Genomic DNA, 25,627 nt, shown 5'->3' with positions numbered 1-25,627 from the left:
CGCGCTCAGCAAAGAGCACAGCGCATGCCACCGCAGCGCCACCTCGGGTAAGCACCGACGAACACGGCCGATGACAGCGCTGCCATAGGCCCAGACGCCTGTGATTCGGCGCGCAAGGGCGGGCAGGGTCAGCAAACCGGGCGGTTTTCCGCCCTGCCCGCGGGTCATAAGTGTGGGATTCCGCCCTGCCCACCGGTCGGAGGTGTGGGATGCCACCCTCCAGTTCGTCGCAAGATCTACAGCGGCCAAGCGGGCGTGCGGCCCTCGCAGGTCAGGACGACCAGGAGGTCGTCGATCTCTTCGTTGCGGAACCGATGGCGCATCTCCTCGGTGTCGGGCAGCGTCAACTGCCATTGACCGGCAGGCGACTTGCCGATCATCGGCACCCACGCGCTGCCATTGCCGCGGCGCGTGCTGACGACCCCCTCCAACGTGCCTTCGACAGCGCCCCCCACCGGCAGCGTCTCGCCTTCCGGGGTCAGCAGCAGGCGCGTGTTGCCCAGCTCGAACGTCCCGCCGTCGGCCCGGGCCACCGCGAACATCACCTGCTGAATGCGCAACTCGTCGACATTGGGAGGAAAGCTCTCACGGCCGAGCGTGAAGCTCACCGTCATCGGCGTGGCTTCGCGCTCGGGGTTGTGCAGCGCGTACCACTGATCAGCGAACTGATCGCGAATGCTCACCACCTTGTCCGTGCTTTGCAGGTCGTCCATCTGCTGAATGATCTGCTGGCGGTACGTGAAGTCTTGCAGCGCGGTGTACTCCACGGTGAACAGCACATCCGAAATCGCAGCGAAGTCGAAGGGGTTGGCGGCCTTGGGCAGCTGCAGTTCCCAGCTCGTGTCGACGCCCATGCTTTCGAACGGACGCAACATGCCCTGGTCGGGCTGCAGATCCAGCAAGCCGGTGGCACTGTTGGTGGAGGTGAAGGCGATCAGCTCGGGGTCTCGCCGCACGGTGACTGTCTGGAACGTATCGCCTCCCGTCACGACGCGCGATATTCCCGAGGCGATCAAGGTGGCCCGCACGCCGCGCCGCGGCGGCACGAGCGCCACCATCGACAGGCTGATGCGAGAAATCAGCCGCAGATAGTGGCCCGGGAAGCCACTGTCGAACAACGACATCGGCGTCGCGAACGGCAGGCGTCCGGTTTCGCGGAATCGCTGGAACTCCAACGGGAACAACTGCGCCAGCGAGAACGTCTCGATCAACTGCAGCTTGCGCTTGTTGGATTCGAATGCGAACTGGTCCAGGCGCGTGATGTCCTGCAACAAGCGCACCGAGCCCGTCATGCCACGACGGTCCGCCGGCGTCTGGCCATTGGCGGGAGATGTTTCGTCGCTCGCCTCCCAGTAGTCGGCCTTGATGAAGGACGGTGGAGACTCCTGTCGCTCGAAGGCCAGCTGATACTGGGCCAACTGCGCCATCGCCGTGGCCTGTTGCAGGAAATAGCTGTAAGCGCCCCCGAGGATGCCGCTCATCCAGGCGTACAGCTCGGCACTGGTGAACTTGTTGTTCAGGAACTGCACGGTCGCATCCGCGTGGTCGCGCTGGGTTTGCGCGATGAACGACTCCTGTCGAGCGATGTCGGCGTGGGTTTGCGCCACCACCACCTGCTGCGAACTGATCGCCATGTCCTGGTCGGCGAGACGGCGCTGCAGCCGCCACTCCTGGCTGCGACGCTCGAAGCTCGCCGTGGCCGAGCTGATCTGCGCCGAAGACTCGGCCGCCGCCTGCACTGCTTTCAGCGTCGCGGTCGCAGACGCGGCGACCGCCACCTGCCCGGCCGAGGCCATGGCCAAGCCCTTGTCCGGCCCATAGGGCGCCGACAGCGCGTTGTTCATGGCCTGGGCCGTGGCCAGCGTCGCATCGGCCCCAGCGAGCGCCACACCCATCGAACCTGCCAACAGGTAGCTGCCGATCGTCGCGTGCTCCCAAACATTCAAGCCCTCGTCGAGCCAGCCTTGGTACGTGTCGCGCTGTACGGCCGCGCGGTCGTACTGTCGACGAGACACGTCCATGCTCTGGTCGGCTTCAACGACCTGCAGGTTTTTCAGATCCAGTGCGGCATTGGCCAGCGCCAGATCATGCCCCGCCTTGAGCAGGCTGTAGGTCTCGGCGTCGCGCTTCTCGAGTGCCGCCAGGTAGGCCTGTTCCACCTGCTGCGCGATGCTGACCAGGTTCTTCGCCCGTTCGATGAGCACGTTGTAGTGGTACGGCGTCGGGCGAAAGTGCCGCTGCATCTCGCTGGCCGACGGCAGGCGGTCGAAGTTCAGCGAGGGCTGGACGATCGGCGGCGCCTCGCGCTCCATGCCGGCAATGTTTCGCCCACTGCGCAACTTGAACAGATTGAGCTGTGCGCGCAACTGCAGCGCATGCGGCACCGGGTTGGGCGGGAATGGCGACTTCTGATCGTCCTGGGTGGGTGGTTGCATCTCCGGCAGGGCCAGCAGAGACAACGCCGACGTGTACAGCGCGCGGGCCCGCGCCACCGATTCGCCATCGTCTCGCGTGAACTCGGCGTCGGCGAAGTCCAGGTAGCAGCGCACCAGTGTCATGAGCGTGAAGCGGGTGTACGCGTTGGCCCGGTCCTTGGCCGCGATCTGGTGGGGATTGAGGCCCACCCGGAGCCAATCGTTCAGGTTGCGCTGGTAGCGCGTCGGCATGGTCTCTTCCAGCACCAGGCCCCGATAGATTTTGCGTTCCCCCCGGCTGAAATGGTCGGTGTAGACGGTCTCGATCCAGTCCAGTGCCGCGAGGTATTGGCCCGACTTCTGCAGTTGCATGGCCAAAGCCATCGGCACGAAGTAGAAGATCTCCTGGTAGTAGTTGGCGGTGGGGTCCATCACCAGGTCCGTCACCCATCGCCGTCTCGCGGCGAGCTGCACATCGGTGAGCTGGTCCGTGATGACCACGTCTTTCAGTGCGTCCGGGAAGCCGCCCCTGACGGGCTCGGTCTTGACGGCGGCGAAGTATTTCTCTGCCAGATCGCGCGCCTGCTGGGGCGTGACGCGGGGCCGGTCCCGCAGGTCGCGCAGGAATTCGCCGAAGGCATCGGTCTGCTCCGACGACAGCCGGGCATTGGTCGGGGCCGAAGACACCGGCCGGAGCTCGGGCAACAGGTAGCTCTCAGGGTAGGCGAACACCCGAATGGCTGCGTTCCAGGTGGCGTAGCCCCCCATCCAGAGCCACTCTTCATCGAAATCAGACTCGGTGTAGTTGTTCTCGGGGTGGTCATGGTCTTCGATGAGCGCCAGCTCCCACTGGGCCGCGGGGTTGGCCGTGCCGAGCACAGGGGGCTCGGTCTTGAGCCGGCCGGTGCGCAGCGACAGCAACACCTCTTGCAGCGTGGCCAGCGATTGCAGCGCGCGGGTGGTTCGCTGGTGCCCGGTGTCCTTGCAGTCGATGCCCAACTCCTGGGTGAGCTGGTCAGCGATGACGTCGGCATCGCGTTCACCCGCGATGGCCACGATGCAGGCTTGGCGCAGCAGCGGCAGCGCCTGCTCCTCGGCCGACTCCACCACCGATTGCATCGCCTGCCTGAGGGTGGACTCTTGCTGCATGCGCGCATCCAGCGTTCGCAGCCACGATTGACGCGCCTGGGCCGTGGCGCGCCAGGGGTTCAGCGCCGGCGGCCTGGCCGCCACCGCATCGGCCAGCGTGAAAGCGTCCGGGCCGAGGATGAGCCGGGCCTCCTGCTCTTCACTGCGCCAGGTGGCATAACGCCCAAGCTTGTCGACTTGCGCGAGGATGTCGTAGATGTCGCCCCATTCCGCATCGAGCACGGCATCGGCTACCGCCAGCTCCCGCACGCGCATCAGGTGCAGGAAAGCCGTCGGTGTCAGCATCAAGGTACGAATCGCCTCTTCCACGGCCTCGCCACGACGACGCGCCTCGTCCAGCGCGACCAGATCGTCTACCGACCCCAGAACGTCGCCGACGATGCGATCGAATCCCGACTGCTGCGTGGGCTGCGCGCGGCGCGAGGTGTCCAGCCCGGCGACGAACGCCGCCAGCGCGGCACGGCGCGCCGTCCACAGGTCGAACGCCGGGTCGCCTTCCGTGGCGCTGCGCAGATCCTGCACGCTCAGCAGGTCGGGATCGATGACAGGCGCCGGCAGGTCGAACACCGAGCGGGCCGCGTCGTCCTGCTGCCGCCACACGGTGCGCAACTGCTCTTTCTGCCACAACAGCATCAGCGGATCGGGCATCAGGCTGTCGATCAGTGGCTTGGTGGCTGTCGACTCCAGGCCGAAGAGGGTCTTCAAGGCCTCTTCGGTGAGGTCCGTCGCCTGCAACAGCAACTGGTCCAGTCGGTCCGGCCTGGGGCCCGACAGCCCGATGCCCAGACGGGCCGCCAGCGACTGGCGCGTGGCGTCTTCCGCCACCCGCGAAAGCCGGATCTCTTCGTGCGAGGTACCCAGCCCGCGCAACAACGCGACATACGCCGCCTGACGATAGGCCGCCTCGTCGGCAGCCGGCAGGGTGGATGCGTGTCGGGCCATGTAGCGGCGCAGCACATCGATGCACAGGCGAACCTGGCTGGCCGCTTGGTTGGCCACCGCCCGGTTGGCCGGCAAAACCAGCTCGGCGAAGGGCTGCAGACAGGTCTCGACCAGCAGTTCGCGGGTGATCAGATCGCCGTCGGGGCCGGTCTTGGCGCGGTGCGCTGCGAACTCGAGCAGGTCGTCCAGATACGCCGCAGGGCTGAACACCGCATCGGGATCGGCGGGCTCGAACGGCTGGGCCACGACGAAGGCGCGGTCCACCAAGGTGATGTTCGGCACCGGGGTGGCCGTGTCCGTGGCTCGCACCGTCAAATGGTGGACACCGACTTCGTCAACCTGAACCAACGCGCTCCAGGTGGACCAATCCCCCGGCGCCTTCGGAACCGCCGCAGTGAACGCGCCGTCGTCCAACGCCCATTCCACCATCGCGATGCCGGAGGCATCTGACGCGGTGCCCAGAACGTCCACCTTCGCGACGCCGTTCACCAGCGGGATGCCTGGGCCGTCTTCGGCCGGGGCGACGATGTCGACCGCGGGCTTGACTTGCTCACCCACGACGACCGACACCGTACTCAGCGTCTCATGCCCCAACCCATCTCGCGCCCTCACGACGATCAGATGAGTACCCATGCGTGCTTGCACTGGCACAGCGGCCGACCAGTCGGCCCACCCGTTGCTGCTGCTCGCCAGGTTGAAACCGCCGTCGCCGTACTGCCATTCGACAGCCGCGACACCTGCCAACAGGTCGCTGGCACGACCGGTGAGTTGCGCCACATACGGAGGCGACAAGACATCGGGCACCGCATTCACCGTGAGGATGGGTGGCGTGTTGTCCACGACGACGGATCCCGAATCTGAACCGGTGCCCGGTTGGTATCCCGCGCCACTGGCGAACACCTTGGCCACGACGCCGTAGGTGCCATCGGGAACATTGAACGCCGTGGCTTTCCAGCTCGTCCACGGCGTACCGATCGGCCCGGTGGGCTCGGCGGACAGAAAGGTTCCTGAACTCAACGAGACATCGACGGCAGTGATGGTTTCATCGGCCTCACCGTCGCCGTCGACCTCACCAAACCATTCGCAAGTGGCGGTTCCAGTCACCACCAGCGTGCCGGACGACAGCGCAGGCACCGCGGCATCCACCCTCGGCTTAAGGAACTTCTTGGGCGGAACCAATCGGCCTGCCACGCCCGACTTGGCGGCGACACCACGCCGACGCGCGGGCCGAACTTCGGAGTGCTGGGCTGTGCCGTTCTCGGATGCGTGGCCAGGCTTCGACGGAACGCCGGAGTCAGTCGGTATATCAGCCTCGTCGAATTTCGTGATCTTGCTTGTCATTTGAGAATCCCTGAAAAAATGAATGGAAATGGCTTGCCGCGAAGAGGAGGCTCGGCCGAGCTGGCGCGCGGCGGTCGTTTTGGCCGGCCGGCCGAGGGTTCACTTGAATGAAGAAAGCGCCTGAAACCTGATTTCGAACGCTCGCGCCCGATTCCAGTTGTTGTTGGGGTCCAGTGCTCCGCCAGGCCCGTGGCACTGTGCGCAGAAGGGATTCCGCCCCTCCGCCAGTGCCTTGCTCGCCAACCGCGCGTCATAAAGAAACGGGGGCTTCTTCATGAATATTTGGTCCGCGACCAGAAGATGTGCGGTGCCTATTACGGTAAGCCCGTACAAATCACGCGCAAGAGAAGCGACCACGTTGGACGCGCCAGCAGAACCACTCTTCACCGCATCAGTCGTTTCGGCCAGTGGATTGGCCGTCTGCGCAGCCGCATAGACATCACCCGTATCCATAAGGACATATAGAGCAATGGCCAACGCAATCACCTTTCCAGCGTGCTTGCCGCCGGGCGCGTTCGGTGCGTGGGGCGGGTGGCCTGAATGCGGAATATCGGGCGTTCGAGCCGACGAGTGTGATCCCGAAAGCGCCCTTTTGATGTCCAGCGACTGACGATGCGCGGCGGCGTCCGCGAACTGATCGAACTTGGTCACGGACGCTTGGGTGTCCCTCAGCGTCTTGGCTGACACCTGAGTGTTATAGCCGGAGATACCAATATCCTTGAGCACCAAACCGTCCTTGGCGCCTTCAATGGCGTAATAGGCGGTCTCCGGGTCTACGGCATTGGCACGGCGTGCGTCCCGAATGTTCCTTACGACTTGGCGGTGGTCCTGCCTCGCCGCATTTTCCAGGGACTCCGCACCTTTGCCGTAACTCTTGGACGGGCCGCTCTTTCCCGGCGCATTGGAATGCTTGTTGTCGCCAATCACGTTCACCGCGCTCTTTCCCTGCCCCACGACCACATGAGCGTCAACACCGTTGGCATAGACGTGCTTATCAGGCGTGATGTCGACCACGGGTCCGACCTTTTCCCATTTACCCTTCAGTTCTTTCCGGTATGTGTCTTCGGCAACTGCCTCGGGCTTGGCGGGAGAATGGCCGCCAACGTCGGTCATTCCAATCGGATCGGAGCCGCTGTATCCGTAGAGGTTTGTGCCGCCATTTACGCCAATCGGATCGCAACTCACCCACCTCCCCAACCACGGCGCGTAGTAGCGCGCACTGTGATAGCTCAGGCCGGTTTCCTCGTCGCGCTCCATGCCGGTGTAGCGGTACCGCTTCAGGCTCACTTCGGTCGCACTGCGGCCGGCCTGGTATGAGGTGCCGCCATAGGGGTAGTACTCCTCGTAGGTGATGATCTGGCCGTCCGCGTCGGCCTCCAGCGATGCCGAGCCCAGGTGATTGGTCAGCTGGTAGCGGGTCAGCTGCGCAGGCACTTCGATCTCGCTGCCCACCGTTCGGGTCTCGATCAGCGCGATGCGCCGCTGGTCGTCCATCACGTGCAGGGTCTGCCGTTCAAGAGACACCTCGCCCGCAGCACCGCGACGGCGAAAGACCTCGAACCCACCGAGCGTGATGCGTTCTTCGATGAGGTTGCCGCCGTTCTTCTCGACGACCTTGCGCACCCGCTGGCCTGAGGCGTCGTAGACGTAGTAGCCCGTTCCCCCACCCCCCAGGTCGACGCGTCGGAGCCGGTCGTGGAAATCCCAGTCCATCAGGCTCAGGTGGGACATGGCCGTGATGTTGCCGTGCGCATCGCAGGGAAAGCGCTCGGCCTCCCGCCCGCCGATCTGGACGCTGCTCAGGCGGTTGCTCACCTGCATCGGCTCCAGCAGGCTGGCCTCTTCGTACCGGTACTGGCGCGTCCAGTTGCCGTTGGCCGCCTGATGGTTCAGCTGCAGGAAATTGCCGGCCGCGTCGTATGTGTACCTTTCGACATACCGGCGCATCGCCTGCCCATCGTGGGGATGCGGCAGGTTGACGCGGAACGCATCGTTCCAGCTCGTCTCGGGCTGCGAGACCTGGCCAATGTGCTCGCGGCCTTCGGCAGCCAGCAGGCGATAGACCGCGTCATAGACGAAGTCCGCGCTGGGCGTGACCACCTGGTTTCGGAAGAAGGCCGTTTGCTGTGCCGCGTCTTCGATGTGGGTGATGTTGCCGGCCGGGTCGTAGGTGTAGGCCAGGTCTTGCAGCCTGTCGCTGCCGCGCAGCGTCTGGCACCTCTGCAGCCTGAAGGTCAGGGGGTCGTAGCCGCACTCGGTGCGCAGGCCATTCCCATAGAGAATGTACGTGCGCTGGCCCTTGGCGTCGCGGCCGATGTCGCTGACGAAGGGGGTCGGCACGGTGGCGCCATTCGCCTGGACCGACACCGCCTCCAGCAAGCCCGCGATGTTGAACTGCGCGCGGGTCTGGCTGCCATCCGGCGCGGTCTGCACCACCGGTCGGTTGAGCGCATCGTAGGTCGAGCGGATCGTGAAGACGTCGCCGTCGAGCGACGGCGAACCCGACCAGTCCAACACCGTCTTGTAGTCGGCCGCCAGTTGCCGATGGGACACCAGCAGATTGCCTTTGAAATCGAAGGCCTCGTTGGTGGCGACGCCCGCTTGATCGAAGTGCTGGTAGACCTGGCCACGAAGGTTGCGCTCTGCCGCATCCGAGGCTTCTTCACCATAGACCGTGCGGCCGATCAACCGTTCGGTGGCTCCGTTGTCCTGCAGGAACAGGGCCCGAGGACGCCGAAGCGGATCGAAGACCGTGCGAAAGCGATGGCCGCGGCTGTCCCACGCCAGCGCCGGTTGCCCGGCCACATCCACCAACGCCCAGCGCTCGCCCGCCTCCATGCTGGCCTGATGCAGGCGCCGGCCCAGCATGTCGAAGCGGTAGCGCATGACGACCCGGTCCAGCGCGTCTTGCACCTGCCGTGGGTTGCCCTCGATGTCGAGCACCACGCGGCTGGCATGCGTCTCGTCCGTCACCACGCCATCGCGCTCGAATCGGTTGTGGGCCAGGGTCAGGAAGGGCCGGCCGAGCGAATCGGCATGAACGACGCTCGGTGTGTTGGCGTGGACCGCGGTCTTCTGGGCGGCCTGCTGCTCGGCCTCTCCCAGTTGGCCGCCTTGCCGCTGCGTGAACCAGCTCGGCAGGTAGTCGGCGATGCTGAGGCGGCGGAAGAAGACGCCCACGTCTGGGTCTTCGGACGGGTCCTCGATGAGGCAGGTGTCATTGACGTCCCAGGTGGCTTGCCCCCACGGATCGAACACCACCTTTTCCCAGCCATGGTTCGGGTGCAATGTGGCCACCACCCTCGCCAGCGGATCGTAGAAGAGCGACGAACTCACCCCCACGCGCTGATCGAAACGGAAGTCGTGGGCGTCATCAAAGAAGGGCTCGAATTTCTTGACGGGATGGCCCTTGTTGTCCAGAACCGTCCAGCCACTGCCGATCCAACGGCGATCGACCACCGGGCCGCCCTCCACGAGCGGTCCCGGCTCGGCGGGCACCTTCTTCTGGATCTCTCGTCCGGCACCGTCCGAGTAGCTCAAACTGACCTGCACCTTCAAGCCGCCATCCGGAAGGGCCTCGCTCGCATGGGTCTCGCGTGCCACCACCGCGGCGAGCACAGGCTGGCCCTCTCGCTGGAAGCGCGCCAGGTCGTACACGATGCGCGTGGTGACAGAGCCCACCAGCGAGGCGGCCTCGGCCAGTGGGTCGGCCAGGAAGGCGGCGAGCTGGGAAGGCGACAGGTTCGGCTGGAACTCGTCCAGGCTGTCGCCCACGCTCTCACCGGGCTTGCCCATCAGGGCCGTGCCGGCCACCAGGCCCAGCGTGTCGAAGGCCACCGCGCTGCGGTTGCCGTTCGGGTCGGTCAGCAGGCGCGGCTGGAGCACGCGGTAGTCCAGCTCCGCCCTGCTGCGGTTGCCCAGCGCGTCCACCTGCTCGACAGGCGACATCACGCAGGGATCGCAGAGGGTGGTCGTCGTGTGGCCGAAGGCGTCGACGCTGCGCACGGCCACAAAAAAGTGCCGCTGCGCATAGGCCCGTTCATCCTCGGGCGAGTCGCCCGCCTGGGGCGAATAGAAGACTCGTCCGGAAGGGATCCACCAGCCGTCTTCCCCCTCCTCTTGAACGTATCCCGCATCCCGCAACGCGGCAGAGTCCACCCGATCGCCATAGACGCCGTCGATCAAGCCCCGGGTGAAAGCCAGTTTCAGGCTCTCGCCCGGCAAGGCGAGCGGCTCGACCTGCCCCGGCGGCAGCACGCTGCGGAGGTCGTCGCTGCGATAGCGCTGGCGGGTGTGCTCGATCAGGCGCTTCTGCGGGGTGGCCCCATCCGCCAGCTCTTCATAGGCGAGGCTCACGGCACCGTCGATGCGCGCGAAGTCGTCGGCGATCCATTCGGCATGGGTGAACCGCGGCGCACCGGGGATCAGCGGCACAAAGCCGGTCAACTCGTGGTGGAGGCTTTCGCACAGCATGGGGCCGCGGTGTACATCCGGCTTGTTGTGTGCATCGTCAATGGCCTGGGTGTAGCGGGACTCGGCGAAGGTGATGAAGGTCCGGGCTTGCTGCTCGCGGTCCGCGTCGCTGGGCAGGGCCGAGTCGGCCTGCCGGCGGCCGTATGCAATGCTCAAGGCCTTCAGCGGGTTGCCATAGGCGTCGACCGACAAGGTCATTTGGTGGGCGACACGCGGATCGGCGGGGTTGCGCTCGTACTGGATGCTCAGCGTCTCGAGTGAGTGGCTGAAGTACACGGCGTGGTGGCTGTCAGACCGCGGCTGCAAGGAGGTGACCCGGTGGCGGCTTTCGCTGACCTGGTACGGGTGGATCGCCTTCGCGCTGCCGTCACGCGCATAGGTCTCGCTGCGCAGGCGAGCGCCGCGCAATGCCCGGAACGCTTCGAACGGGGTCTCGCCCGTTTCGACATCGTGGTCGTCCAGTGGCGTGGCCTGGTCGTCCAGCCGGTAGTACTCCAGCTTCAGACCATGGCTGAGATCCCGTCCCTCGTGTTCCAGGTAGGCGCCGGTGTGGAACCAGCTTCGCGTCTCCACCGGCGGCGCATGGAACGCGGGATCGTCGTTGGTGAAAGGCAGGTCGCCGTCGAGGGTCTCGGTTCGAAGGAATTCTTCGAACGACGCGCTGTCGACCTGGTCCACACGCCCAAAGCCGCAGAACTCGCGCTCGCGGCCATCGTAGTGGCCGTGGTGGTACAGATAGGTCGTGACCTGGTGGGTGCGGCTGATGTGATCGATCGACTCGACCTTGTCGACGACCTGCACGGGAAATGGCAGGGTCGTCAGCCAGGGGCGGCCTTCGTCCCGGTCTCTCAGCCAATGGCGGGTCGATGTGCCGTGGGTGACGCGCGTGGTCGAGCCCATGTGGTTGTCCACGCCCACCAGCACATAGGGCTTCACGCCACCGCAGAAATCGAGCGCCTTGTAGTTCCCGTCGCCCGCATCCACCGCGTCGTGGCTCCACAGAAGCGTGGCGGTGCCCGTTCCGTAGACATCGGCGAACTCCACCGCACTGGCATCGGTGGTCCGGGGCGTGCCATGGATCGTCTGCTGATCGCTCCAGGCATTGCCAGACTGGTTGAACCAGAAGTGCACCCGTTGGTGGTCCACATACACCAGGTCGGCGCAGCCGGTGCCGTTCAGGTCGGCGAACATCAAGCGTCTGGGGTCGAAGCTCGGCCCCAGCCGCGGGGCCCGCGCCATCGTCACACGCGGCCCGAATCGACCGTAGCCCAGGTTGGGCCAGTAGTCGATGCGCCCCTCATGCACCAGCACGATGTCGCTGAGGCCATCGCCGGTCATGTCGGCCAGGCGAACCCGGCCGCTGGGGTCGTCGAAGAACACATCCGGGAACTGCGACAGGTCGTGGCTTCGGGGCACCGCCTGCGCCGGGCCGAAGCCCTTTTCGCCAAGGCATTCGAACCACAGGAACTGCTGATCCCGCGTCAGCAGCGCATCGGCTCGGCCATCGCCGGTCAAGTCCAGCATCCGCAGATTGGGATCCTGCGGCAGAAAGCCCGGAACAGTCTCGTAGGGTGTGAAGCGTTGCCAGGCGCCTTCGGCGGTCGTCTCGAAGAAGCCAGGCAATGAGCCGGTGTTGACCAGCAGATCGGCGATGCCGTTGCCACTCATGTCACCGAAGCCGACGCCAGCGCTTTCCAAGGTCAGCCCCGCCGGCACTTGGGCCAGCAGCCGCGGCCGGTCCAGCACACCGTTGCCCAGGTTTCTCCAATAGCGAAAGCCATCGGAGCCGGTGTGCAGCACGTCGGGCAGGCCGTCGCCAAAAAGGTCGACCAGCGCCGTATGCGGAGCCCTGAGCGACATCGGCGGCATCTGCCCGCCCAGCGCCTTGAGCGACTGGTACTTCTGCGCAGCGGGTTCGAAGGTCGAATAGTCGAACTCCACCGGCGGCATGCTCGCCGAGCGGTATTCGCCCGCGCTGTCGCGGTCGTAGCCGGTCACGGTCACCGAGCCCAGCAGCGAGGCCTGGGTGCCGATGTCCGTCCGATAGCTGAAATCGGTCGACCTGACCAGCGTGGGCGCGGCCAGCTCGGCGAAGTGATGGAACATCATCACCCGCCGGCAACGACGCAAGGTTCGAATGTCGAAACCTGCGCGGTAGTGCGAGAAGCGATCGCTGCGGGTGGGGGCCAGCCGGCCGCTCGACGACGTCCGGGCATCGAGCCCGAAGAGCTCGGGTTGCCCTTCGGGCAAAGGCTCAGGGTGCGGCAGGCAAGTGGGGCTGTCCCAATCGCCGTAGTCGAACACCACCTCGAAGGCGTAGCGTCGACCGCGCCGCAGAGGGCCGACCGGCGTCCCACCGGGATAGGTGATCGGCTGGCCCTGCGCATCCACCAGGGGCTCGGGCAGATTGCCGTAGTACACGCGCCGCAGATAGCGCTGGGTCGCCACGCGACCCTGCTCGAACACCTCAGGCAGGCGGCGCACCTCGTCGGGACCGGTGTAGAGCGCCACGTCGTCGGCCGCGTACTCGAAGAGCATGTGGTTGCCGACGCCATCGAACGTCTCCTCCAGCAGCCATTCGTAGATGCGCCGCTCGTCGCCGGGGTCGCTCAGGCAGGCCGCCGGCGACGCGCCGTATACGCTGGTGACGTTGTCCTTGGTGATCGTGCGCCAATGCACTCGGCCCGTGTCGCCATGAACCCAGCGCTCGATCCGGGCGAACAGCCCTTCGACCCGGGGTCGGTAGAGATACACCCGGTGTTCGCCGCGCTCGATGGGCTCTCGCGCCAACCATCGGGGCTCACCACCGTCGGGATCGACCACCTGCTGCAGACACCGCACCAGATCCTGCGCGCCCGACATGACGAACACGTCGCTGTCGTCGTACCGCGGCAGCCCTTTTTCCGTCTTACGGGTGATCCGCGGCAGCGACAGCTGCCATCCCAGGCCAAAGGGGCCGTTGCCATGGCCGCTGCTGTACTCCAGTGCCAGTTGAGGCCCAAAGCCCTGGCGACCGGGCGACAGGGCCAGCGGAACGCTGTGGTTGACGGTGCCGTTGAAAGGATTGGCCTGGAAGGTTTCGCCGATGCCCTTGATCGCACCGCCGCCCTTGGGCAGCGAGATCGTCGCCTCGGACGCACCGCCCCCTGTCTGTTGCTGTTTCATCGCGCCCCCTTGAGTGATCGAGGGCGGCGTCTCGAAGCGCGCCGCCCACCTTGCTAATCGCAAGTGGCGGCAGCGTTCTGCCAAGGATTACCAATCGTTACTTCGAAGCATCCGTCTGCAGCGCAGTCAACAGCGCCTTGGCTTCGAGAACGGAAGGCGCACGCTCACCCGCCGTCGGCTCGAGCTGCGCCAGCGCTTCTTTCAGCGTCGGCTCGGCGCGCGCGTCCCCTGCGGCGCGCATCGCGCGCCCCTGCGCCAGCAACGCGCCACCCAGCCACTCGCTGTGGTCGAAGCCCTGCAGAGCCGACCGCGCCTGCTGCACCGCCTGCTCGGCGTGGGCCAGGGCGATGGGTGTGTGACCCAGTTGAAGCTCGGCCAACGACAGCATGCCCAGCGCCCGGATTCGGCCCTGCTCGCCTCGCTTCGGCTCGCCGTAGATCGACAGCGCGCGCTCAAGCAGCGGCTTGGCACGCTGGGCCTCGCCCGCTTCCAGCAGCATGCGTGCGTGGTTGACATCGGCATAGGCGAGCGAGGGATGGTGTGGCGGCAGGAAGCCGGCCAGCGCATCGCGGGCAGACTCGATGCGGCGCTCGCAAGCGCGCAGTTCACCCGGCGGGCACCAACCGAAGATGGTGATCGAGAACGGCGGGCTTCGCTCGTCGCCAAGCTGTGCGGACAAGGCCAGGCTTTTGTCCAGTGAGGCCTGCGCTTCGTCATAGCGACCCATGTCCAGCAAGGCGCGGGCGCGGTTGGCCAGCGCCGGTGCGCCCCCGCCCGATTCGCCGTCGTGCAGGTCTTCCAGCGCACTGTCGAAGGCCGCCAGGGCCTTCATCGGGTTGCCGGCACGCGCGAGCAGCACGCCTTGGTTGTTGCGGAAGGTCAGCATCCGGATCGAATGCGATCGCCCCATGGCCGCCGTCGCATCGATGGCGGCCTGGATTTCCTGCAGGGCACCGGCGATGTCACCTGTCTTCGCCAGCGCTCCCGCCACGCCCTGGCGCATCGCGATCTGCAGCGATCGGGTGCTGGAGCGTGCGCCCTCCATCAGCCTCAGCGCTTCGCGTTCGTCCGCCAGCGCGAGCCGGTTGTCGCCCAGCTCGAACGCCCGCATGGCGCGCAGGTGATGGCAGAAAGCCAACCCCACGGCATCGCCATGGTTCTGCTTCAGCATGTCCATCGCACGCTCGAAGCGCGCGGCAGCGCGATCCGCGTCTGTCTCGATGCCGATCTCGGAAGCCTGGGCACATTCCGCTTGAAGCTGCAGGGCCAGGTCGCCGGACTGCTGGGCGGCGGTGCTGGCGCGCGCCAGCGCCTCGGCGGTCGCTTCGCTCATCTCGAGCTCGCTGTAGATCCCGGCCAGATCCAGTTGCAAACGCGCTGTGACCGCGGGGTTGTCACCCAGCTGCGCATTGGCGAAGCCGCGGGCCCGTTCGAGCAGCTCGATGGCGCTGACGGGCTTGTTCGATGTGCTGGACACCAAGAAGGCCAGGAACTCTTCCACGGCCTCCGTCTGCTCCAGCTGGCTCAATGCACGATCACGCTCCTTCTCGGCCACACGCGCCTGCGACACGGTGCCGACGAGGCCGGCCAGGATCGCCATCGTGCTGAGCGAGGCGGCCCCGACCGCCACGCGATGGCGCCGCGCGAACTTGCCCCACCGATAGATCCAGGAGCGACGCTGCGCCACGACGGGCTCGTGGTCGCGATACCGCCTCAGATCTTCGGCGAACGCATCGACCGTTGCGTAGCGCTGCGACGGCAGCTTGGCCAGCGCTTTGGCAGCGATGTTGGACAGGTCGCTTCGCAAGCCGCGCGAGAGCGCGCCCGCCGTGGTGCCACGCAGTGCGGCCTGCTCGGCGGTGGCGTGGCTCGACAGAACGGCGGGCTCGGTCTCGAGCGTCGAGCGCATGATCTGCTGAATAGAGGCACCCTCCGCGGCGGTGGGATGCTGCCCGCACAGCAGGCGGTACATCAGAACGCCCAGCGCATAGACATCGGTGGCCGTCGTGGCGGGTTCGCCGCTCCATTGCTCCGGTGCGGCGTACTCCGGCGTGAGCGATTGGCCTCCGACCTCGCGGGTGATCGCCGTGGCGCCCGCACGCCACTCTTCCGCTTCCAGGATCTTGCCGATGCCGAAGTCCAGCAGCTTGACCCGCCCCTCGCGGTCGACCAGGATGTTCGTCGGCTTCAGATCGCGATGAATGACGAGGTGGCTGTGCGCATGCGACACCGCCTTGAGCACCTCGTCGAGCAAGACCAGGCGCTGCTGAAAGGTCAGGCGCTTGCTGTCGCAGTATTGGTCGAGGCGCTCGCCGTCGACCCATTCGAGAACGAGGTAGGGCTGGCCGCTTTCGCTGACCCCAGCGTCCAGCAAGCGCGCGATGTTCGGGTGCGTCAGGCGCGCGAGGATCAGGCCTTCGCGGCGAAACCGCTGCGCGGCAGCGTGCCCCACCAATGACAGATGCAGCAGCTTGATGGCCACCTGCGCGTCAAATCGTCCGTCGTGGCGTGCGGCCCGCCAGACGCTGCCCGTTCCACCTTGGCCCAGCGGCGCCACCAGCGTGTAGGGGCCCAGCCGCTGGCCCGCGAGCGTGGATGTGGGTGCCCCTGCAGTCCCATCGAGGAACCGGGCGTCGTCTGCCTGCTGCTGCGAACCGAGCAGGCTGACGAGTTCCTCCGCCAGCGCCGGCTGTTCGGCGCTCAGCTCGGCCAGGCGCAGCGCGCGCCGCTCGGGGGAAGCATCCAGCAACTCATCGAGCAGCGGACTCAGCAATTGCCAGCGCTGTCGGTCCGGCAGGTTCATGGCGTGTCCCATTCGCTGGCGCTGGGTTGCGCCGGCCGGAAGTGATCAGTCGGTGGTCATGGCCCGGTACAGCAGCGCCCTGGCCTTGTCCCACTGCCGTTGCACGGTACGCACCGAGGCGCCACGTTGCGCGGCAATCTCATCCATCGTGAACCCGCAGAAAAAGCGCAGGTCGACGATGTGCGCCAGATCAGGCTCCAGGCGGGCCAGGTCGTCGAGCGCATCGCTGATGCTTTGCAGCGACTGGGGATCGGCCATTTCTTCGGCCGTCTCGGCGTCGAGCACGGTGATGTGCGCCTGACCGCCTCGCTTGATCGCGCCTCTCGCCCTCGCCTGGTCGATCACCAGCCCCCGCATCACGCGTGCGGCGTAGGCGATGAAATGCGCCTGATCGCGAAACTCGACAGGGCCTCGCTGAGATAGATTCAGGTAGGCCTCATGAAGCACCGTGGTCGCGCTCAACTCGCTGATCCCGCCGTAACGGCGGGCCTCGCGGTGCGCCACCCGATGCAGCTCAGCGTACAGACTCGCGAACCGAGGATCGTGGGTCGGTGGGGCCACGCTGCGGACGATGTCGATGTCGCTGTCGTTCATGTTCCTGGCCGGAGGGCGAAGCCGCGAATGTCGCGGATGAACGGCGGGCGAGCCATCCCACTTTGGGGGGATGACGGGTGTCGCGTGTCAATGGATTCTGGGGTCAGAGACTGTGGCTGGAGTGCGAGGCCGCTGCGGCCAGGGCTGATGCCACCGGCGCCCACACGGCCGGCAAGCCATCGCGGGGGTTCATCAACCACTGGGCGTACAGCGCTACGCCGGTCGAGACATTGGTCATCGTCCGCGTGTAGCCGGCCTTGCGCAGTGCACGCAGGTCGGCCTGAGTATGGCTTTGGTAGTGGCCGCGAAGTGCCTCGGGGAAGGGGGTGTACCGGAGCTGACCCGACTCCACCAGTGCCGACAAGCCCAGAGGTGGCTCACCACCTGCCGCGCGGCACCTGTTGAGCATGGCCGCCGCCACCGCATTGAACGGCTCGGCACGCCCGGAGCCCACGTTGAAGATGCCGCTGGCGCCCGCGTGTTCCAGCAGCCACAGGTTCACATCGACAACATCGCCCACCCACACGAAATCGCGCTCGTGGGCGCCAGGGCCGTAGCCGTCGTACTCACCGAACAGGGCCACATGGCCCTGGCTCTGGAACTGGCCAAAGTGGTGGAAGGCCACCGACGCCATGCGGCCCTTGTGCTGCTCGCGCGGCCCATAGACATTGAAGTAGCGCAGCCCCGCCACCTGCAACGTGCCGCGCTGCGGCATGGCAGCCAGCTCGCGGCGCACCGTCTGGTCGAACACCAGCTTCGACCAGCCGTACACATTCAACGGCCGCTCGTGCTCCGGCGCCTCCACAAACTGGCGCGAGCCCCCGTACACGGCGGCGGACGATGCGTAGATCAGCCGCGTGCCGTGTCGCAAGCAGGCCGCCAGCAAGCGGCGCGAGCACTCGTAGTTGCGCGCCATCATCAGCTTGCCGTCATGCACCATCGTGTCCGAGCAGGCGCCCTGATGCAGCACCGCGTCGACGCGGCCGAACTCGCCGCGCTCGAAGCGCGCATAGAACTCGTCCAGATCGACATAACCCGACAGCTGCGTGCCTACCAAGTTGCGAAACTGGTGCCCCTGGGTGAGGTCGTCCACCGCGATCACGTCATCGATGCCACGCGCATTCAGCGCATGCACGAGGTTGCTGCCGATGAAGCCGGCGGCGCCGGTGACTACGACACGCATGATTCGCTGCGATCGCGCGCTGGGCCGTTGCGCCGGGGCAGCGGTGTGGGCGCAGGCGCCGGACCCGCTTCGCGCATCGAGGCCAGCAGTTCATCGCGCGGCACGGTCGACGTGCCGAACTTCGCCACCACCAGGCCCGCGGCCCGGTTCGCCCAGCGCATCGCCTCGAAGGCATCGTCGCCCGCGGACATGCGCCAGGCGAGCGTGGCCAGCACCGTGTCGCCGGCTCCGCTGACGTCGAACACCTCTCGCACCCGCGCGGGCTCGTGCACCATGCCACGGCCGTTGAACATCGTCATGCCGGCCTCGCCCTGCGTCACGAGCAGATAGGTCCAGCCAAAGCGCTTGCGCAGCGCCACCGCCAGACGCGCGAAGGCCGCGTCGTCGGCCCAGGTGCCGGCCACGGCCTTGAACTCGCCCAGATTGGGTTTCACCAACGTGGCCCCGGCATAGCGCGACCAGTCCAGCCCCTTCGGGTCGACCAGCACCGGCTTGCCATCGCCGCGCGCCCGCTCGATGAGGTATTCGCAATGCGACAACGCGCCCTTGGCATAGTCCGACAACACCACCAGGTCGTGCTGGTTCAGCAAGGCCGCGTAGCGCTTGGCCAGCGCTTCGAGCATGCCGGGCAACGGCGGGCTCTCGAAATCGGCGCGCAGCATCTGGTGCTGCCGCGAAACGCAACGGATCTTCTGGATCGTCGGGTAGGCCGGGTCGGCCACGCGCTCCAGCCGAACGCCCGCCTCCCGCAGGATCCGCTCCAGCGCATCACCCGCTTCGTCGCGGCCCGCCAGCGTCAACAGCGTGACCCGGGCGCCCAGCGCGGCCAGGTTCAAGGCGACGTTGGCCGCCCCGCCCGCCCTGTCGTAGCGCCGCGTGACCCGCAGCACCGGCACTGGCGCCTCAGGAGAGATCCGGTCCACGCTGCCGTCCCAATAGCGGTCGAGCATCGCGTCACCGACGACGAGAATCTGTTGGCTGATGTCCACGCCGGCGATGTTCCCATCGCCCCCGCGCCCCCAAGCCGCGAAAAAGAGCAGGCCTCGGGGTTCAATTGCTGCCCAAAACCTCTGCTAGAATCCACGCTTTCGCCGGTGTAGCTCAGTTGGTAGAGCAGCGCATTCGTAATGCGAAGGTCGGGAGTTCGACTCTCTTCACCGGCACCAATACCGCTACGTGCCCGCAAGCTTTCTGAGTTTGCGGGCACGTTTGCTTTGGGGCGCCCACCACCCAAACGGCAGCGGAGTCGTACCCGGCAAACACGAGGGCGTGTTCACACTCTGCAGCCCCGTGCGAACGGGTTGTCCAGGGATGCAGGGCAAGGCGCCCGACGCCGCCCAGGCTGGTGCCTGGGCAAGGCGGGCAACGCCGCCATGCGACCTGGACGGCCCGTTCCCAAAGGGTTGCCACCAGAACCAGCCGCCCGCGGCGTTGCAAAGCCTCGCCGGGGCCGCACCCCGGCTTCGTTTTGCGCCTTGCGCTCGACCGGTTCTGGTGGCAACGCATCGGGGCTCCGTAGTGTGAACACGCCCTGGACCCTTCCGCCTGTTTTTTCCGCTTAAGCAGCCCACGCCACGTGACGAAGACGGCTTCAACCGAGGAGCCGCATCGTGTTTGCCCATTTCCTGGATGTTCTCGGGGCGTTGGCCCGCCCCACCCCGCGCCGTGTGCTCGCGCTCCTGCTGGGAATGGTGGGTGCCGCTGGTGCGGCCGAGCTCACCGACACCGAGATGCGCTGGCTTAAGGGTGCCTGGCCGGTGATCGAATTTGCCGAGAAAAGCCAGATCCCGCTGGACATCGTGGTGCAGCCTCAGCCCACACCAGGCCAGGCGCCGCTGGCGCTCGGCTTCGTCGACGGCCGCTGCAAACTGATGCTGTCGATGCGCGGCAACCCCGAAGCCGAGGCCACGCTGGCGCGCCTGCCGACTGATCTGCAAGGCGCGGCGCTCGAACTGATGGCCGCGCATGAGCTGGGGCACTGCCGACGCTACCTCGATGGTGCTTGGATGGGCTTGCCTGCCGGCTTCAGCGCCGTCGAGCCGCAGGGGCTGAAGCCCGAGTTGCGCAGCGCCTACCTCCAGATGAAGGCCACCCGCCGCGAAGAGGGCTTTGGCGACCTCGTGGGGCTGGCGTGGACGCAGCAGCGCCACCCCGAAGCCTACGGGCGCTTGCATGCCTGGCTGCTGAAAGAGCGTTCGCAAGACCTCATCCCGGGCAGCCACCACGACACGCTGGCGTGGGTGCGCCAGGCCGCCGATGGCCGTGCGCTGGCCGGCACCTCCGTCTTCGCCAGCGCGATCACGGCGTGGCAGGCCGGGCTGACGACGCCCGAGTAGCACCCGCCGGCCGGCCGCCGGGGATCCACCGATACTGCGGGCCCCATGGTGCCCGCCAGCCTCAACGCCTTCTCCGGCCCCACCGCGTTCCGGCGCGTGTTGGCGGCCGAAGCCATCTCGAACCTCGGCAGCATGCTCAGCCGGCTGGCGATCCCGTGGTTCGCCACCCTGTCACTGCAAGCCACGCCGTTTCAGATGGGTTGGCTGGTGGTGGCGGATGTCGCAGCCGGCGCTGCGGGCGCCCTCTGGCTCGGCGGCTGGGTGGACAGGCAACCCGCACGGCGGGTGATGCTGGTGACCGACTTCGTTCGCGCCCTGCTGCTGGGCAGCCTGGCCGCCTTGGCGGCCGCCGGCTGGCTGCAGTGGTGGATGTTGGCGCTGGCAGCCGCCATGAGCGGCCTGTGCGGCATGGGCTTCGAGCTGGCGCGTTCGGCCTGGATGGCGCGGTCAAGCGACCCGGCAGCGCTCGCAAGTCGCAATGCGGCCCTTTCGGCCACCGGCAGCCTGGTGGAAGCGCTGGCCTTCGCCGCTGGCGGCTGGCTGTACCAAGGGTTGGGGGCGGTGGCCGCCCTGGCGGCCGATGGGCTGAGCTACCTCGGCTCAGCCTGGTGCCTGCGCCGGGTGAACGAGGCGGCGCCCTCACCGGCTGCCGTTCCCGTGGCCGATGGCACCACGCGCTCGCGCACCGGCTGGCGTGGGCTGTCAGACCTGCGGACGGGCTTCTCCACGCTGTGGGGCCACCCGGCGCTGCGCGGCCTGGCGGTCATCGAAGCGCTCACCGCCTTGGCGATGAGCCTGGCCGGCACGAGCTACATGATCTATGTCTCGCGTGACCTGGGCCTGGCGCCCGGCCCGCTGGGCATGGTGTTCGCGCTCGGCGGCCTCGGCGCCGTGGCGGGTGCCGCACTGGCGCCTTGGCTGGGCCGCCGCTGGGGCGCTGGCCGGGCGATGACGATCGGCCTGGCGGCGATGGCGCTGGGCGCTGCCTGCGTGCCAGGGGCGACTGGCACGGGGTGGGGTGCGTTGGTGATGCTCGCGCTGCACCAATGCGTGGGGGACGCCGGCCACACGCTGCGCCATGTGCACGATGCCACCTGGCGCCAGACCGCCGCGCCGCCCGATCGGCTGGCCCGCGTGGACGCCAGCCTGCGCAGCATCAGCCAATGGGTGACGCTGGCCGGCGCTCTGGGCGGCGGCCTGGCCGCCACCTGGTGGGGCGCCCGTAGCGCACTGGCGGTGTCGGCCGGTGTGCTCGGACTGGCGGCAGCGTTCAGCACCTGGTGGTGCCGCCGGCCGTTGCCTGCCGATCAGCTCTGAGCGGGCTTGACCGCGCCGTAGCGGCGCGCATGCATCGCCAGCACGCCTTCGACCACCTCGCGCGCCATCTCGTCGCGCGCGGCCGGGTCGTCCAGGGCTTGTGCCTCATCGCTGCCCGGCTCGGGCTCATCGTCGCCGCCCAGGAGGGCGATGGTCTTCAGCACCGGGCCCAGCGCCTCATCGGCACGCCAGGTGGCCCACGCTTCGGGCTGCAGATCGATGGCCTGCAGGAAGCCGGTGCACCAGTCCTGCGCGTCGATCCACTCGTCACCCTCTGAGCCTCCATCGGCTTCGACGATGCTGAACAGGGGCTCCCAGAGCCGGGGCTGATCACGCAGCAGGCAGGCGATGGACTGCAAGTGACGCAGCACGAACAAGGTGGCGCGCTTGCGCTGGCGGCCGCTGGCAAAGGGCTCGCCGTTCGGGCCGTCGCCGCCCCACACCAGGGGCAGCCAATCGGCCGTCGGCCAGGCATCGAGCCACTCCGGCGGGCCCAGCAGCATCGCCGTGAGGTAGCCGTCGACGCCCTCGAGGTTCATCACGCCATCGGTGGGCAGCTGCTGCAGCAACTCATCGAAGGCTTCCAGCTCGTCATCGCTGAGGGGCGAGTTGTTCGAGGCGCGGTCGAATTGGGGGTAATTCATGGTGGGCGCCGATTGTGGCGCAGCCCGGCCCGCTTGCGCGCAGCCCGGCGGTCTCGGTTACGCTGCCGGCTTCGCTTGCGAGGAGAAGCTTGTCCATGTTCCGCCTTTCCCGTTTCACGCGCCGCCAGGGCCTGATGGCCACTCTGGCGCTGGCCGCCACCGCCTTCGCCTTCCCGTCTGACGCCCAGCAGCCGCTGAACGGCAAGACCGTGAAGATCCTGGTCGGCTTTCCGCCGGGTGGCGGCACCGACGCCATCGCGCGGGTGCTGGCCGAGCACCTGAAGGATGAGCTCGGCGCCACCGTGATCGTCGAGAACAAGCCCGGTGCAGGCGGCCAGTTGGCGGCGCAGGCGCTGAAGAGCGCCGCGCCGGACGGCACCACACTGTTCCTGAGCCACGACCATTCGATTTCCATCCTGCCCCAGGTGGTCAAGACGCCCGGCTTCGACCCGGCCGTCGACTTTGTGCCGGTGGCGGGCTTCGCCACCTTCGTCAACGCCTTCGCCGTCTCGGGCGGCACGCCGGCGAAGTCGTTCAACGACTATGTGGGCTGGGTCAAGTCCAGCGGCGGCGGCAAGGGTGCCGTGGGCGTGCCCGCGCCAGCCTCGGTGCCCGAGTTCCTCGTCAAGCTGGTGGGCGAGAAATACAAGCTCGACCTGGTGGCGGCACCGTACCGCGGCAGCGCGCCGATGATGGCCGACATGCTGGGCAACCAGATCGCCGCCGGCGTGGGATCGGTGCCCGATTTCATCGAGAACCACAAGAGCGGCAAGCTGCGCATCGTGGCAGTGCTGGGCGGGTCGCGGCAACCCGCCCTGCCCGATGTGCCCACCTTCGCCGAGCTGGGCCTCGCCGGCTTCGAAGACGTGCCCTACTACGGCGTGTTCGCGCCGGCCGGCACGCCCAAGCCGGTGCTCGACCAGGTCTCGGGCGCGCTGGCCAAGGTGTTGGCCAAACCCGCCGTGCACGACCGGCTCACCGGCATGGGCCTGACGGTAGGCCACATGAGTGGCGAGCAATTGGGCCAGCGTGAGCGCGCCTACACCGCCGTCTGGGCCAAGATCATCAAGGCCACCGGCTTCGTGCCTCAGTGAGGCCCTGAGGCCCTGAGGCCGTGAGCCCGCGCCGCCCACCCCTGCTCCCCACCTTGCACTCAACCTTGCACGTGCCCCAGCCATGAGCGGCTACGCCTTCTTCGACACGCCCGCCGGGCTGTGCGGTCTGGCGTGGAACGATGCCTTGCAGGTGTGCGGCGGCCAGTTGCCGGAGGCCACGCCCGAGCTGACTCGCCAGCGCCTGGCGCAGCGGTTTCGCGCCTCGCGCGAAGGTGCGCCGCCGCCCGCCATGGCCGAGGTCATCCGCCGGCTCGCCGCCGCGCTGCAGGGCGCCCCGGACACGCTCGAAGACGTGCCGCTGGACGAGGCCGATGTGCCAGCGTTCCACCGCCGGGTCTACGCGCTGGCGCGGCGCATTCCGCCCGGCCAGACGCGCACCTACGGCGATCTGGCGGCCGAGCTGGGCGGCCCGGCAGTGGCCCGCGCCGTCGGCCACGCACTGGGCCGCAACCATTTCGCGCCCCTGGTGCCCTGCCACCGTGTCATGGCCGCCGGCGGGCAATCGGGCGGCTTTTCCGGGCCCGGCGGCTTGAAAACGAAACTGCGCCTGCTGCAGCTGGAAGGCGCTGCACTGGGCGCGGCGTCGGCAGGGCAGCCCGGCCTGTTCTGAGCCTGCCGCCGCGCCCGTGGTTGCTGGCTTGACCATATCCCGCGGCTCGCCGCAACCCGGCCCGCTTCGCCGGGGCGGTCAGCGCCTTCGTATTCGGCATCGCGCTGTGTATCGAGCTGCTTCGATGCCTCCTCTGAGCCCGACGCGGGGTGACAATAGCCCAATGAAGATCCGCCCCCTGCTCCTGGCCGCTGTGTCGCTGGCGTTGCTGACTTCTGGCTGCAGCACCCTGTCCAACAAGATCTCCGAGTTCCGCGCCAAGCCGGCGGAAACGCTGGAGCCGTCGACCTCGACCGTGGTGGTGCTCTACCACGTGCACCTGGGCAGCGATGACGAAGACTTCACCGACCACAACGTCTACCTGAATGGCAACAAGGTCGGCCGTCTGAATGCCGGCGAAGAGCTGCGCATCCAGGTCAGCCTGGGCATCAGCGAACTGAACATCCGGCCCGAGCTGCGCTGGCTGGGCACCACCCGCTACGACGCGGTCAAGTACAGCCTGCAGATCACGAAAGACGCTTCCACCCGCTACCTGCGCTACCGCACCGCGGCGGGCGAAGGGCGCTACACCCCCGTGGCCGGGCAGGTGCTGGCCGACCGCGAGCTGGTGCCGGTGACCGAGCTCGAATACAACACCCGCAACTGAGCCGGCTCACCGCCGGTCAACCGGGGCATCCCACAGCCAGGTGCGGCCCAGGCGCCTGGGCCGCCGGCGAATTGGGGAGTGCCCCCATCGGCCCGCCAAGAAACCCGCTATCGTGCGGGCCGTGGCCATTCGGCCAGGGACATTCAAGGAGAGAGGACATGGTCAATGTGAACGATGGCGGCGTGCAAGCCATCACGGTGGATGCCAACCGCGGCGTGAACTGGTGGGGCGAGGGCTGGACGCTGTTCACGAAGAACGCCGGGCTGTGGGTCGTGTTCGCGCTGATCCTGCTCATCGCGGGCGTGGTGCTGAGCTTCATTCCCTTCCTGGGATCGCTGGCCGTGTCGCTGTTGACGCCCGTGGTGGTGGGCAGTTGCCTGTTGGCCGCGCGCAAGACCGAGCAAGGTGGCACGCTCGACATCAACGACCTGGGGCTGGCCTTCAAGAGCCACCTGAACCCGCTGCTGATCCTGGGGGCCCTTTTCCTGGCCGCCAACGTCATCATCATGGTGGTGATGGGCGTACTGGGCTTCGGCGCGGTCATGGGCATGGGTGCCGGCGGCGCCGCGCACAGCATGGGCGGGATGATGGCGGCCTTCGGCGTTGGCATGCTGGCGCTGCTCGTGGGCGCGGCGCTGTACGTGCCGGTGTCGATGGCCATGTGGTTCGCGCCGGCGCTGGTGGTCTTCCGAGATGTGCCGCCGGTCAATGCGCTTCAGGCCAGCTTTGCCGCCTGCCTGCGCAACATCGTGCCCTTCCTGCTGTACGGCATCATCTTCTTCGTGGTGGCGATCGTCGCTTCGATCCCCATGGGCTTGGGCTGGCTGGTGCTGATCCCGCTGACCATCCTGACCACCTACCTGGCCTACCGCGACATTTTCAACGACTGATCGAT

At 67.2% G+C, this 25,627-nt stretch carries 13 protein-coding genes and 1 tRNA gene; 7 read left to right on the top strand and 7 right to left on the bottom strand.

What is annotated here, in order from left to right; all coding sequences use genetic code 11:
* Positions 1-236: 236 nt before the first annotated feature.
* The 6 genes from AACH06_RS00365 to rfaE1 all read right to left on the bottom strand — a co-directional run bounded on the left by AACH06_RS00365 (position 237) and on the right by rfaE1 (position 19,053).
* On the bottom strand, positions 237-5,846 hold the full coding sequence (locus AACH06_RS00365; protein WP_341423600.1) for a Tc toxin subunit A-related protein: 5,610 nt from the start codon (positions 5,844-5,846) through the stop codon (positions 237-239).
* Positions 5,847-5,945: 99 nt separating this feature from the next.
* Positions 5,946-13,484: a SpvB/TcaC N-terminal domain-containing protein gene (locus AACH06_RS00360; RefSeq protein ID WP_341423599.1), complete on the bottom strand. Its 7,539-nt coding sequence runs from the start codon at positions 13,482-13,484 to the stop codon at positions 5,946-5,948.
* A 97-nt stretch (positions 13,485-13,581) separates the two neighbouring features.
* The gene (locus AACH06_RS00355; protein ID WP_341423598.1) at positions 13,582-16,287 is read right to left on the bottom strand and encodes a protein kinase domain-containing protein; all 2,706 of its coding nucleotides are present in this window, start codon (positions 16,285-16,287) and stop codon (positions 13,582-13,584) included.
* Positions 16,288-16,332: 45 nt separating this feature from the next.
* Positions 16,333-16,881, bottom strand: a complete 549-nt coding sequence (locus tag AACH06_RS00350) for an ECF-type sigma factor (RefSeq protein WP_341423597.1) — start codon at positions 16,879-16,881, stop codon at positions 16,333-16,335.
* Positions 16,882-16,984: 103 nt separating this feature from the next.
* Entirely contained in the window at positions 16,985-18,064 is a 1,080-nt protein-coding gene (rfaD, locus tag AACH06_RS00345; protein WP_341423596.1) for an ADP-glyceromanno-heptose 6-epimerase, read from the bottom strand.
* Positions 18,052-19,053 carry a D-glycero-beta-D-manno-heptose-7-phosphate kinase gene (gene rfaE1 / locus AACH06_RS00340; RefSeq protein WP_341423595.1) on the bottom strand — a complete coding sequence of 334 codons (1,002 nt, stop codon included), beginning with the start codon at positions 19,051-19,053 and terminating at the stop codon, positions 18,052-18,054. Before rfaE1 ends, rfaD begins: the two co-directional genes overlap by 13 nt.
* 101 nt (positions 19,054-19,154) lie before the next feature.
* Between rfaE1 and AACH06_RS00335 the strand changes: the two genes are divergently transcribed.
* The 3 genes from AACH06_RS00335 to AACH06_RS00325 all read left to right on the top strand — a co-directional run bounded on the left by AACH06_RS00335 (position 19,155) and on the right by AACH06_RS00325 (position 21,717).
* Positions 19,155-19,230, top strand: a tRNA-Thr gene (locus AACH06_RS00335).
* A gap of 444 nt (positions 19,231-19,674) precedes the next feature.
* Positions 19,675-20,400: a hypothetical protein gene (locus tag AACH06_RS00330; RefSeq protein WP_341423594.1), complete on the top strand. Its 726-nt coding sequence runs from the start codon at positions 19,675-19,677 to the stop codon at positions 20,398-20,400.
* Between the two features lie 45 nt (positions 20,401-20,445).
* On the top strand, positions 20,446-21,717 hold the full coding sequence (locus tag AACH06_RS00325; protein WP_341423593.1) for an MFS transporter: 1,272 nt from the start codon (positions 20,446-20,448) through the stop codon (positions 21,715-21,717).
* On the opposite strand, the gene AACH06_RS00320 is transcribed toward AACH06_RS00325, so the two are convergent.
* Positions 21,708-22,361 carry a UPF0149 family protein gene (locus tag AACH06_RS00320; RefSeq protein ID WP_341423592.1) on the bottom strand — a complete coding sequence of 218 codons (654 nt, stop codon included), beginning with the start codon at positions 22,359-22,361 and terminating at the stop codon, positions 21,708-21,710. The two genes, AACH06_RS00325 and AACH06_RS00320, sit on opposite strands and share 10 nt — an antisense overlap.
* A 95-nt stretch (positions 22,362-22,456) precedes the next feature.
* Between AACH06_RS00320 and AACH06_RS00315 the strand changes: the two genes are divergently transcribed.
* The 4 genes from AACH06_RS00315 (at position 22,457) to AACH06_RS00300 (ending at position 25,622) form a co-directional block, all read left to right on the top strand.
* Complete coding sequence (locus AACH06_RS00315; RefSeq protein ID WP_341423591.1) at positions 22,457-23,455, top strand: Bug family tripartite tricarboxylate transporter substrate binding protein; 999 nt, start codon at positions 22,457-22,459, stop codon at positions 23,453-23,455.
* A gap of 82 nt (positions 23,456-23,537) precedes the next feature.
* Positions 23,538-24,086 carry a methylated-DNA--[protein]-cysteine S-methyltransferase gene (locus tag AACH06_RS00310; RefSeq protein WP_341423590.1) on the top strand — a complete coding sequence of 183 codons (549 nt, stop codon included), beginning with the start codon at positions 23,538-23,540 and terminating at the stop codon, positions 24,084-24,086.
* Positions 24,087-24,249: 163 nt separating this feature from the next.
* Complete coding sequence (locus AACH06_RS00305; protein WP_341423589.1) at positions 24,250-24,732, top strand: hypothetical protein; 483 nt, start codon at positions 24,250-24,252, stop codon at positions 24,730-24,732.
* A gap of 158 nt (positions 24,733-24,890) precedes the next feature.
* Entirely contained in the window at positions 24,891-25,622 is a 732-nt protein-coding gene (locus AACH06_RS00300; RefSeq protein ID WP_341423588.1) for a BPSS1780 family membrane protein, read from the top strand.
* The last annotated feature ends 5 nt before the right edge of the window (positions 25,623-25,627 follow it).

Origin of the sequence: Ideonella lacteola, assembly GCF_038066555.1 — a bacterium.
GTDB classification, from domain to species: Bacteria; Pseudomonadota; Gammaproteobacteria; order Burkholderiales; family Burkholderiaceae_C; genus Ideonella; species Ideonella lacteola.
This window is presented reverse-complemented; position numbering and strand designations above follow the sequence as displayed.